The following is a 12,254-nucleotide window of genomic DNA, read 5'->3' on the forward strand; positions in this document are numbered from 1 at the left end:
CAAGCAATGCAAACCGCCGCCGAAGGCCGGCGCAATGGGTTCGCTTTGCCCGACAAAAATGCAAACCAAGCAGGAGTTAGACATGGCATTAACGGCAAAGGAAGTTGCACCAGACAGCCTGGAAGAGCCGTCACGAAGAGTGTCGGTTAGGCATGTTGTTGAAGTACTGGTTGTAGGTGGCGGTTCTGCAGGAATTGCGGCAGCGACCACAGCGGCCAGATTGGGAAGAAAGGTGTTGATGGTCGAGCGCAACGGTTTTCTCGGCGGGACCATCACCATGGTCACGCTGGGCAGCATCTGCGGAATGTACACTGTCGACGGTGAGCAAGTGACGCCGGTGGTCGGTGGTTTTGCACAGGAACTGATCGACCGGTTGCAGCAAATGGGTGGGCCGAGCGAGCCGATGCGCTGGCTGAAGACGGCCTCCATGCCCTACGACCCGTCGGCGATGAAGATTGCCTGCGATGAAGTCGTGACGGAAGCAGGAGTGCAGCTTGCGTTCCATTGCACTGCAGTTGCGGTACACATGCAGGACAACCGGGTGCGCGGCGTGATCTTCGAAGGGCGCGACGGACGCTGGGCCTGCCTTGCCGATGTTGTTATCGATTGCACTGGTGACGCGGATATCGCGGCGCTTGCCGGAGTACCGTTCGAGCATGACCCGGCGGTGATCCAGGCGCCGACCACCATGTTCCGGTTCGGCGGCGTCGATGTACAGCGCGCGACCGGGATTTCGCGGGATGAACTGCGGAGCTATTTGGAAAAAGCGGTTGCGAGCGGACTCAACTTGCCGCGCACCGCAGGCGGTGCGTTCAGCACGCAGCCGAATTCGATGCATATGAACATTACACGCGTTGTAAAGGACGATCGTGCGCCTGATCCGCTCAATACAGCGGAACTGACTGAAGCGGAACTGGAAGGCCGCAGGCAGCTGAAAATGTACCTGCAGGCTTTCCGTAACTTCGTTCCTGGCTATGAAAACTGTTACATCGCCGACATCGGCGCTTTCATTGGGGTACGCGAAAGCCGCCGCATACAGGGTCGGTATTCGCTGTCGCTTCAGGATGTGCTCGGCCAAGCGCGCTTTGACGATGCAGTCGCCTGCAGCGCTTGGCCTGTTGAGGAACACGGCGCCGGGCGCGCGACAAAATGGGTATTTCTGGAACCCGGCGCCTATTACCAGCTGCCATACCGGATGATGTTGCCGACAGGTGCAAGCGGACTGCTGGTGGCTGGCCGCTGTTCATCAGCATCACATGACGCGCATGCATCAATGCGGGTCGCGGCTGTGTGCATGGCGCTTGGAGAAGCCGCCGGTACAGCCGCCGCAATTGCCTGTAATTCCTGCGTGGCACTCGATGCAATAGACACCGCCTTGCTGCAGAAACAATTGCTGAAGCAGGGTGCAATTCTCTCCCCGGTGGCTGGCACGCGCGCTGCCGAACAACTGCAAACAGAAGGCGCATCATGACGAAAAAATACCGTTCCAACTTCGAACCGGGCACAACTCGCTGGGCACTGCGCAAGGCACAATGGCATGCACTCGGCATTCCGGAAGCAGACATGGAAAAGCCGAAGATCGCAGTAATCAATACGTCTTCGGAGCTGTCGATCTGTTTCAGCCATCTCGATGAGGTGGCGGACATTGTAAAACACGCGATTCGCGAGGCCGGGGGCGTGCCGTTCGAGATCAAGAGCACTGCACCCAGCGACTTCATCACCGGCGCCGGCCGCAGCGGTCGCTATCTGATGCCAGCGCGCGACCTGATGGTCAACGATATCGAAGTATCAGTGGAAGGCGCGGTGCTGGACGGCATGGTCTGCCTGAGCAGTTGCGACAAGACTGCGCCAGCGCACATGATGGCGGCAGCTCGCCTTAATATTCCCTCGATTCTAGTCATAGGAGGTTACCAGGGATGCGGCCGGCATGAAGGCAAGCCGGTCGACATTGAGGATGTATTCGAGTCAGTGGGAGAACTGGCGTCTAAGAAGATCTCGATTAGGGACATCTCCGACATGTGCAATGTCGCGGTGCAGGGGCCCGGCGTCTGCGCCGGCATGGGTACTGCGAACACGATGCACATCATGGCGGAGGCAATCGGAATGACCTTGCCAGGCAGCGCTCCGGTTGCGGCCCGCAGCGAAAAGATGAAGGAGTACGCGAGCGCAGCGGGGCGCCGCATTGTCGAGATGGTGAATGAAGACCTGCGACCGCACCAGATTATGACGCCGGCCGCCTTCAGGAATGCGATTACAGTCGGGTTGGCGGTCAGCGGTTCGATCAACATGCTGCGCCATCTGCAAGGCGTGGCAGCGGAAGGCGAGATCCCGGTTGATGTGTATAAGCTGGTCGAGGAACTGGACGGCAAGGTGCCGCTGTTGTCTGCCGTCAAGCCCAACGGCCCGCGTCGGATTGAGGAACTCGATGCAGCGGGCGGCGCACATGCGGTGATGAAGCGGCTCGAACCGCTACTCGCGACCGATGTACTGACTGCTAACGGGAAGACGCTGAAGGACAATCTGCAGCATGCGAAGGTGCTCGATGAGGCCGTGATCACAACGCTGGAGAAGCCGGTCAGCCCGGGGCCGTCGGTGGTGATCTTGCACGGCTCGCTGGCGCCGGAAGGCGCGATTATGAAATTGGGGATCGGTGACAAGGCGTCCTCCTTCAGAGGAAAATGCCGGGTCTTCGAGACGCAGGAAGCGGCAATGGGTGCACTTTCGAACGGCGAGATCCTCGGCGGTGAAGTGATCGTGCTGCGCGGCCTCGGTGCCCGCGGCGGTCCCGGCGTTGCATCAGCATCCTGGTTTGTCGCTGCCGTCAACGGATCGGATCTCGGCAAGGAGATCGCAGTGATCACCGACGGACAGTTGTCGGGCCTGAACCGAGGATTCACGATCGGCCAAGTTATGCCGGAAGCCGCCGACGGCGGACCGATCGCCCTGCTGCGCGACGGCGATGAAGTGCTGATCGATGTCGAATGCCGCAAGGTCGAGATCGAGCTGCCGGCGCAGGAACTCGACAGCCGGCGTGCCGCATTGAAGCCGTTCCAACCATCCGAGCCGAAAGGCTGGCTGCGTATCTATCAGCACATGGTCCGGCCGCTTTCCGAAGGAGGAACGCTCAAGCCAAAGACCTGATTCGCAGCATTGGAAGCAAGTACTTGTTCGAAGTCTCTATACAAAGAGTTGAAAGGAGCATCTGATGAAAACAATTACCAGAATTTTTAGCGTAATGTGCTGCGCTGCGGCTGTCGCAGGATTCGGAGCGTCGGCATTGGCCCAGAGCGCGGCGAATTTTCCTGATAAGCCTATCCGTTTCATTGTGCCTTATCCCCCAGGCGGCGCGTCCGACGTGACAGCGCGCGTACTCGGTCAGAAAATGACAGAAATCTGGGGGCAGCCGGTAGTGGTAGAGAACCGTCCTGGCGCCAACGGCAACATCGCTTCAGAATTCGTGGCTCGGGCTCCCGCCGATGGCTACACTATCCTGATGGGAAATGTCGGCCCGAATGCAATCAGCGCCAGCATGTATAAGCTTTCCTACGATGTGGTCAAGAGCTTTGCGCCAGTGACACAAACCACAACCGTTCCTATCGTACTGGTGGTCAATAATTCACTGCCAGTAAAGAATGTGAAGGATCTCATCTCTTACGCGAAGACCAACAAGCTTACGTTTGCTTCGGCCGGCAACGGTTCGTCAAACCACCTGACCGGTGAACTACTCAAATCGATGGCGGGCATCGACATCATGCATGTGCCGTACAAGGGAGACGGGCCGGCAATGAATGACGTGATCGGCGGTCAGGTATCGATGATGTTCGCCACCCTGCCGGCCGCGCTGCCGCATATTAAGTCCGGAAAGGTGCGCCCGATCGGAATGGCGACCGCAAAGCCGTCCGCTGTACTCCCGGACGTTAAGCCGATCGCAGACTCAGGCGTTCCCGGATTCGACTCCAGCTCCTGGGGCGGCATCTTGGCCCCGGCCGGCACGCCTAAGGAAATTATCGCCAAACTCCACGAAGGCACTGTGAAAATCTTGAAGATGCCGGATGTTGAGCAAAAGATGCAAGCGCTTGGCGCTGATATAGTTGCCAGCACGCCAGAGCAGTTCGGCGAATACATCAAGTCTGAGACCAGCAAGTGGGCGAAAGTCGTAAAGGAATCCGGCGCTACGGTCAACTGAGCGTACGGGGAATGCAGGTCGGATCAATATAGTGAAAGAGGCCGGCCTGCCTGAAAAATTGTTTCTTGCACCAAACCGGGACTGTTCTATGCAGCATTCACGATATGAGTAAGCATGGGACTCAAATGCCAGTCAGGCATCGTGCACCAGATATGGAGAGCGTCATGACCATGTATGCGGTGTAAAGAACACTCAGTGGAATCAGCATGAAGCTACTCAGGCAGCGGCCGTTAAAGCAAGCAGGTAGGCGACTGAGCGGGGTTCACCGGTTACCTATGTGCGCAGTAATTTCTATCTAGCAGACCAGCGATGCACGTGCCCTTTCGATGCGCAAGGTTGGGACGCAGAACTACCAATATCGTACTGCCTGGACGCGTTGCCACCTTACGCATTGCCTTCCTTGACGAACAGAAGGCCAAGCGCGAAGGCAAGCCGGTCGAGCAAGTTGCAGCGGAAAGCACGGCATCTATCCTGATGGGACGCCATGGCCTTCCCGAGGAGTACGGTTCCGTCGTCGCGTTCCTTGCCAGCCAGCCAGCAGGCGGGCTATGTCACCGGCTCAGTGGTAAGAGTCGATGGCGGCCTGATCGCCAGCGTTTGATATTTGACCCAGGTACTTCTAAGGCCACTTTTAAAAACGGAATCCCATGGTTACTGGGTCCGAGCCGCCCGATTCAGCAAGTCAAGACAGCGAGGTTGTGGCGGACGTTACCCAGGCAGCGTAGCTTTATTTTGACAAGGTGGAGAACGTGCTGGATCAGCTGGACCCCAGTCATTCCTGCATCGAAGGCGATGCTTGGCTCAGCATGGCAGTGGCAAGCGTACGCATTTTTGACACCGCAATCCGCGCTGCGCTCGATAGCGGACGCTGCTTTGTGATGCTGAGCGTGATGGTGCGCCGTATGCCGGGGTCGACGATCTGCGCTGCGCATAGTCTTCCATCCGCCACTTCCTCGCTCACCGCGAACAAGGGAAGTACCGTGCAGGCGACGCCGCTCAGCGCGACATCTTTCATTGCCGACAAGGTGTCGACTTCGAGTGCGATGTTGAGCGTCAAGCCTTTTTGCCGGCTCGTTTGGTCGAGGATGGATCGCAAGCCGTTAGGCGCCGCCGGCAGTACGAGGGGCATGTCCGAAAGCTGCTGAAATGTCACAACTTCCTGCATGGGCAACCTGTCCTTGCCGCCGATGAGGCAAGTATCCGCATATCCCAGCACATCTTCGCCACGATCCGGCGATGGGCCGTAGCGATTGATGACAGCGAAATCGAGTCGCCCCGACAACAGTTGCTCGTCAAGGTGGCCGCTGAAGCCTTCGATGAAATGGAGCCGCACCGCAGGTGCTGCCTTCTGCATGGCTTCGAACAGCTGAGTCACCAGCTGTCTCGACATTGACGGCAACACGCCGACATGCACCGTCCCGGTCGGCACACCTGCTGCTTCCTTCACCGCGCTTTGCAGGCGGCCCGCCTGGTCAAGCAACACACGCACTTCGGGGTGCACAAATCTACCGAAATCCGACAGGACCACGCCGCGCCCGGTGCGTTGGAACAGCCGGTCTCCCCATTCCTGCTCGAGCTGTGCGATGTTGCGGCTTACCAGCGACTTAGCCATGTCTGCAGCCTTTGCCGCCCTCGACAGGGAGCCCAACTCGGCGACGAGCATGAAAATCTCCAGTTTTTTCAGGTCCATTCGCATTCCCAACATTCCTTCACTTTATATCCATAAAAGTGATATCTGGTATCGCAGATTTTACTCTATCGGATGGCTGGGGTGCTGCTTAGAATACGGTAACTGTAACGCGCTATTACAACGACTCAGGAGACAAGCATGAAGCTGCGTTTGAAGTCATATTCCATCTTCACGGTGCTGGCGGCCGTCCTTTCATTCTTTATGGCAAATTTGGTATGGGCGGCGTATCCCGACAAGCCAATCAAGCTCATCGTACCGTTTCCGGCTGGCGGTCCTACTGATGGAATGGCGCGCTTAGTTGGGCAGCATCTGTCGCAGTCGCTTGGCCAGGCGGTGGTAATCGATAACCGCGGTGGCGCTGGAGGCACCATTGCCACTGAAGTGGCAGCCAATTCGGCCCCCGACGGCTATACCTTGTTTTTTGCCACGACCGGCACCATGGCGATTAACCCTAGCCTGTATCGGAGTTTCAAGATTGACCCGATCAAGGCCTTCGAGCCTGTTGGCTCCGTTGCCGCCACGACGAATGTATTGGTGGTCTCGTCCTCCTTTCAGGCAAATTCGGTGAAGGATCTGATCAGCCTTGCCAAGCAGAAGCCGGGAACGCTGACCTATGGATCCGCAGGCAACGGCAGTTCCAATCACATATCGGGCGAGCTCTTCAAATCGCTCGCCGGCATTGATATCACCCATGTGCCTTACAAGGGATCCGCAGCCGCCTTTACCGATATGCTGGGCGGACAGATCTCGATGATGTTTGATACCGTATCGAACCAGGTGCCGCAAATCTCCAGCGGCAAAGTCAAGCCGCTTGGGGTAACGGGCCGCACGCGATCGCCGGCGCTGGCAAATGTACCGACCATCGCGGAGTCTGGCCTGAGCGGTTACGAAGTCACCATCTGGTTCGGGTTGGCGGCACCAAAGGGTACGCCGGCTGACATCGTCAACCGCGTCCACACTCAGCTGAACAAGATGCTCGCCGACCCCGAAGTTAAATCCAAGCTTGCCGCCCTCGGCGCCGAGCCGCTGCCCGGTACTTCGCAGGCATTCGCCACCATGATCCAGCAAGACACTGCCAAATGGAGCAAGGTCGTGAAGGCATCCGGCGCCACTATTGATTGATTGCGTGAACATGAAATCATCATTGTTTGAACCCTCCTCGGTCGCCGTCATTGGCGCATCTGACAATCCCAACAAGGTCGGCGGTCGCCCGATCCACTACATGACGAAGTTCGGTTTTGCGGGCGACGTTTTTCCGGTAAATCCGGCGCGCACGGAGATACAGGGGCGCCGCGCCTATCCTGCGCTGGCCAATATCGGCCGCGTGCCCGATACGGCAATCATCGCTGTCGCCGGAGATGATGCCGTGAGGGCAGTGCAGGAGTGCGCTGATGCTGGTGTCGCCAATGCAGTGGTCATGTCTTCCGGCTTCGCAGAAACCGGAGATCAGGGCCGCGTCGCCCAACATCAAATGGTGGAATATGCAAAAGCACGCGGTATGCGCATCATTGGCCCGAATGCCCAGGGTATTGCCAATTTCTCCAACGGCGCGGTACTCAATTTCAGCACGATGTTTATGGAAGTAGAACCGCAAGATGGCCCGATCGCGATCGTCAGCCAGAGCGGCGCCGCCAGCGTCATGCCGTATGCCTTGCTGCGCGAAATGGGACTGGGGGTGCGTTACCTGTGCGCCACCGGCAACGATGCCGACATGGATGTGCCTGAGCTGACCAGAGCTGTCGCTGCCGACCCCGGGATCAAGCTGATTCTGGTCTACATCGAATCCCTGCTACGCCCTGATTTTCTTGCCGAAGCGGCGGACATAGCGCGTTCACACGGCGCCAGCATCGTGCTGCTAAAAGGCGGGTCTAGCCTCAAGGGTGCCGCCGCTGCAGCATCCCATACTGGCGCGATGATCGGTCATGACGGCGCGCTTGATGCCTTTCTCGTCCGTCATGGCATATGGCGCGCCCACAGCCTACAAGAAATAGTCACGGCCGCGCCGCTCTACCTGCGCGACGCCAAATGCGGAGAGCGCCGCACCGTCGTGCTCAGTCACAGTGGAGCAGTCGGCGTGATGTCCGCCGATGCGGCAGAGCAGGTAGGTTTGCCATTGGCGGACTTATCTGCACACACACGTGAGCGCCTGCGTGAAACCTTGCCCGGATTTGCGACGCCCAGCAACCCACTCGATCTAACCGCAGCATTGATGGGTAACGACGGCATGTTTCCGAGCGTTCTCGACATCCTCGCGAAGGAAGAACAGGCCGACATGCTGCTGGTCGGCATCCCCGTAGCCGGCCCAGGATACGATGTACCCGCGCTAGCCCGGGCAACTGCAGAATTCGCAAAGCAATACGACAAACCGGTTGCGCTCAGCGCACCCCAGCCATCTGTTCGGCAAGCATTCCAGGCTCACGGCATACCGGTATTCCGTACCGAGCGTGAAGCGATCGGGGCGCTTCATCAATACGCCTCTCATCAGGCAATGATGAAGAAAGTGAATGACGTTCGTGTGCAAGCTCGGGTTTCCGACATCCACTTTCCCGGCGCTGCCGGGACGTTGGCAGAAGCCGAAAGCTTGTCTCTGCTGCGGCAGGCCGGCATACCGGTCATCAGCCACGTGATCTGCGGCAGCGAAGATGAGGCGAAAGCGGCTTTCTTGAATTTCGACCGCCCTGTCGTGGTCAAGGGATGTGCGGCGGCGGTGCCGCACAAGAGTGAGCACGGCCTGGTGCATCTGAATCTAAAGACGTCACATGATGTGCACCGCGCTGCCCGGGCATGCCTGGATTCATTCAAAGCAATGGGATGCGAAGACGGCAAGGTGCTGGTGGCGCCGATGGTGCGCGGGGTGCATGAACTCATGCTGGGTGTGACAATCGACCCGGTTTTCGGCCCTGTCGTCATGATGGGCGAGGGCGGCACGTTGGTGGAAGTGCGTCGTGATGTGATTTCCCTGCTTGCGCCATTTTCCTCCGCGGATGTGCTTGAAGCATTGCATCGCCTTCGGATTTCCCCATTATTTCATGGCTATCGCGACAGGCCAGCGCTCGATCTCGCGGCGTTTGCCGACGCAGCGGTGAAGCTAGGGGATTTTGCTTGCCGCTACCGTGACCGGCTCTGCTCCATCGACATTAATCCAGTGATGGTGCTGGCACGAGGCGAAGGCGTGTTGGCCGTGGATGCCGTTGTGGAAATCACGAGGGGTAACAACGATGAATGAAATTCAAACTGAGCATCGCGACGACGTCGCCATTGTTACCTTGCATCGTCCAGAGCGCATGAATGCAGTCAATCAAGCGTTGCGGGAGCAATTGTCTTCCGAACTGAACATGCTTAATCGCAGCGATGCCGTGCGTGCCATCGTGCTAACCGGGGCGGGCGACAAGGCGTTCTGCGCGGGACAAGATCTGGATGAAGCCAGTGCGATCGAATGGCAGACCCTGGTTCCCTGGCTCAATGCGCAGCGTGCGATGTATCAGGCAGTACGTGATCTCGACAAGCCTTGTGTCGCCGCCATCAACGGCGTTGCCGCCGGCGCCGGGTTCCAGATTGCCTTGTGCGCGGATTGGCGAATCATCGCCCCGGACACAAGAATCGGGCAGCCGGAGGTGAAGGCAGGACTGGCCAGCATCGTCGGTTCCTACCTGATGACCCTGCATACCGGGATGACACACAATGTCCAGCTCTCCCTGTCCGGTGAGCTCATCACAGGACGGCGCGCCCATGAGGTTGGACTGGTCACTGAACTTGCCGAACCCTCTGATGTGTTCCAGGCAGCATGTCAACGGGCCAGCAAACTAGCGCGGCTCCCCGCCACGGCGGTCCGCCTGTCCAAGCAGCGTTTTCGCGCCATGACGCAGGCAAAGTTTGACGAAGCCTGCGTGGCAGGCATCCGCGCGCAACTGGAATGCTATGCGCAGGGCGAACCTCAACAGGCCATGCGCCGCTTTCTCGAAGCGCGCAATAAGGCATGAACCGTTCATCTCCTTTTATCTTTGAGAGAAATAACACGAACGATGCAACAATACAAACAGGCATACATCCGGGGCAAGTGGCGAGACGTCGAGCCGGTATCGGGCATTTCCCTTCTCGATTCGTACAGCGGCGAGCCGCTGGCCGAAGTCGCCCTCGCCGGAACTAAGGAGGCATGCGATGCGGTGCTCGCGGCAAGACAGGCGTTCCTAGCTTGGTCAAGTATGCCGGTCGCCGTCCGCGCGCAACTGATCAGGAAGGTGGGCGACGCGCTCGCCAATGACATAGATGGATTGGCAGAAGCCATCACGCACGAAGTTGGCATGCCGCTGAAATTGTCGAAGCGCATTCAGGTGCAGGCACCTGTAGCTGCATGGTCCGCATATGCGGACATGGCTGAGAAGTTTGCTTTTGAAAAGCGGATTAGGAATTCCATCGTGACCCAGGAATCGGTAGGCGTGGTCGCCTGCATCACGCCGTGGAATTATCCGCTGCATCAGATCACCGCCAAGGTCGCACCCGCGCTTGCCGCCGGCTGTACCGTGGTATTGAAACCGTCGGAACTGGCGCCGGCGGCTGCCTATGCAGTGGCGCGGGCTATCGAAAAAGCGGGCATACCGCCGGGCGTCTTCAATTTTGTGATGGGCGAGGGAAGGATCACCGGCGAGATGGTCGTCAATCATCCGGAAGTCGATATGGTGTCGTTCACCGGTTCGACCGCCGCCGGCCAACGGGTCGCAAGACTGGCAGGAAACGGCATCAAGCGGCTGGCGCTGGAACTCGGCGGCAAATCGGCTTCGATCGTTCTGGCGGACGCCGACTTAAAATTGGCAATGCGTCATGCATTAGGGGCATGCTTCCTAAACAGCGGCCAGACTTGCACTGCAATCTCGCGTCTGCTGGTACCCGCTGCACTTTATACGGAATGTATCGCACTGCTCAAGCAAGGTGTCGGTGCATTCGCAATGGGAGATCCTGCTGATCCGGCCACCCGTATTGGGCCGCTGGTATCCATGGAACAGCGGGAGCGCGTAAAGGCCCATATCGCTGCGGCAGTGGAGGAAGGCGCCGAAATCATTGCCGGAACTGAAGCCGTGCCGCCGCTAGGTTGGTTTGTCGCTCCCACCATTCTTGGGAAGGTGGCTCCGGACAGCCAAATCGCACAGGAAGAAGTCTTCGGGCCGGTCCTATGCGTGATTGCCTACGAGACCGAGGAAGACGCCGTCCGTATCGCCAACGGCACGCGATACGGACTCGCCGCAGCGGTATGGTCTGCCGACCAAAACCATGCGCTTGCCGTCGCACGACGGCTGAGAGCCGGCCAAATAGACGTCAATGGCGCACCGTTCAACCCTGACGCGCCGTTCGGCGGATTTGGCATGTCGGGCATTGGACGCGAGAACGGCATTTTCGGCTTCGAGGAATTCCTGGAGCCGCGTGCCATTCAACTGCCGGCGTGATCCGCCGTCGACATCAACCCAGTGGAGATGACAATGAATTTCGAACAGCTGACTTATGCAGTGCGCGACCGTGTCGCGCTCATTACTCTCAACCGACCGGATCGCATGAATGCACTGACCAAGGTCATGGAACGCGAGATCCGCGATGCAATGGAGCAGGCCGGGCAGGACCCTCAGGTTCGGGCCATCATTCTGACAGGGGCGGGACGTGCCTTCTGTGCAGGAATGGACCTGGAAGAGCTGGAAGTGCTGCCCCCCGACGATATCCGCGCGCAACACTGGATGCGGCCCTACGACATGAACAGGCGTGCGGACTACCAGACGCGCTACTCTTACTTTCCTGCGGTGCACAAGCCGATTATTGCGGCCATCAACGGCGCGGCAGCAGGCCTTGGACTCATCATGGCGCTCTACAGCGACATACGGTTCGCCAGCTCCAAGGCCGTCTTTAGTACCGCTTTCGCCAAGCGTGGGCTGATTGCCGAGCATGGCATTGCCTGGATACTGCCGCGGCTGGTCGGACCCGGCCATGCCGCCGACCTGCTCATGTCATCACGCAAGGTATCCGCCGAAGAGGCGCTGCGCATGCAGCTGGTAAACCGCCTCGTCGAACCGGAAGTTCTGCTCGACGAAGCAGTCGCTTACGCCCGCGATCTGGCTGACAATGTATCGCCCAGATCCATACGCGTGATGAAGCGCCAGCTATGGGAGGCGCCTTATCAGACACTTGGCGAAGCTGTTGCCGAGGCCAATCAGGAAATGTTCCTGAGTATTCAGAGCGCTGATTTCACGGAAGGAGTGCAGCACTTTGTGGAAAAGCGTCCAGCAATGTTCACTGGGAAATAGGGCGTTGGCGTCTGGATCCAGTGATTCAGCGTGTGACCGGCAAGCTGCGTTTATGGTCGGTGGCATCATATTGACGAACGGTGATGTCGGCATC

General features: G+C 58.5%; 9 protein-coding genes. 8 read left to right on the forward strand and 1 reads right to left on the reverse strand.

From position 1 onward, the window contains the following. Positions 1-58 precede the first annotated feature (58 nt). The 3 genes from FH061_RS24540 (at position 59) to FH061_RS24550 (ending at position 4,186) form a co-directional block, all read left to right on the forward strand. Positions 59-1,471: an FAD-dependent oxidoreductase gene (locus FH061_RS24540; protein ID WP_225984854.1), complete on the forward strand. Its 1,413-nt coding sequence runs from the start codon at positions 59-61 to the stop codon at positions 1,469-1,471. Then, a complete protein-coding gene (ilvD, locus tag FH061_RS24545) occupies positions 1,468-3,141 on the forward strand; it encodes a dihydroxy-acid dehydratase (RefSeq protein WP_151638466.1) in 1,674 nt (557 codons plus the stop codon). Before FH061_RS24540 ends, ilvD begins: the two co-directional genes overlap by 4 nt. Positions 3,142-3,205: 64 nt before the next feature. Continuing rightward, on the forward strand, positions 3,206-4,186 hold the full coding sequence (locus FH061_RS24550) for a Bug family tripartite tricarboxylate transporter substrate binding protein (protein ID WP_151638467.1): 981 nt from the start codon (positions 3,206-3,208) through the stop codon (positions 4,184-4,186). 772 nt (positions 4,187-4,958) lie between these two features. Here FH061_RS24550 and FH061_RS24560 read toward each other — a convergent pair. Continuing rightward, positions 4,959-5,876: a LysR family transcriptional regulator gene (locus tag FH061_RS24560; protein WP_151638468.1), complete on the reverse strand. Its 918-nt coding sequence runs from the start codon at positions 5,874-5,876 to the stop codon at positions 4,959-4,961. A 138-nt stretch (positions 5,877-6,014) separates the two neighbouring features. Between FH061_RS24560 and FH061_RS24565 the strand changes: the two genes are divergently transcribed. The 5 genes from FH061_RS24565 to FH061_RS24585 are packed head-to-tail and all read left to right on the forward strand — an operon-like array spanning position 6,015 to position 12,160. Continuing rightward, positions 6,015-6,998 (forward strand): Bug family tripartite tricarboxylate transporter substrate binding protein, encoded by a 984-nt coding sequence (locus tag FH061_RS24565; protein WP_151638469.1) that lies wholly within the window; start codon positions 6,015-6,017, stop codon positions 6,996-6,998. Positions 6,999-7,008: 10 nt separating this feature from the next. Further along, complete coding sequence (locus tag FH061_RS24570) at positions 7,009-9,102, forward strand: acetate--CoA ligase family protein (RefSeq protein ID WP_151638516.1); 2,094 nt, start codon at positions 7,009-7,011, stop codon at positions 9,100-9,102. After that, the gene (locus FH061_RS24575) at positions 9,095-9,856 is read left to right on the forward strand and encodes an enoyl-CoA hydratase/isomerase family protein (protein WP_151638470.1); all 762 of its coding nucleotides are present in this window, start codon (positions 9,095-9,097) and stop codon (positions 9,854-9,856) included. Before FH061_RS24570 ends, FH061_RS24575 begins: the two co-directional genes overlap by 8 nt. 42 nt (positions 9,857-9,898) lie before the next feature. Continuing rightward, a complete protein-coding gene (locus tag FH061_RS24580) occupies positions 9,899-11,314 on the forward strand; it encodes an aldehyde dehydrogenase family protein (protein ID WP_151638471.1) in 1,416 nt (471 codons plus the stop codon). 33 nt (positions 11,315-11,347) lie between these two features. Next, a complete protein-coding gene (locus FH061_RS24585) occupies positions 11,348-12,160 on the forward strand; it encodes an enoyl-CoA hydratase (protein ID WP_151638472.1) in 813 nt (270 codons plus the stop codon). Positions 12,161-12,254: the final 94 nt, after the last annotated feature.

The organism is Noviherbaspirillum aerium (genome assembly GCF_008929045.1).
Classification (GTDB): domain Bacteria; phylum Pseudomonadota; class Gammaproteobacteria; order Burkholderiales; family Burkholderiaceae_D; genus Noviherbaspirillum; species Noviherbaspirillum aerium.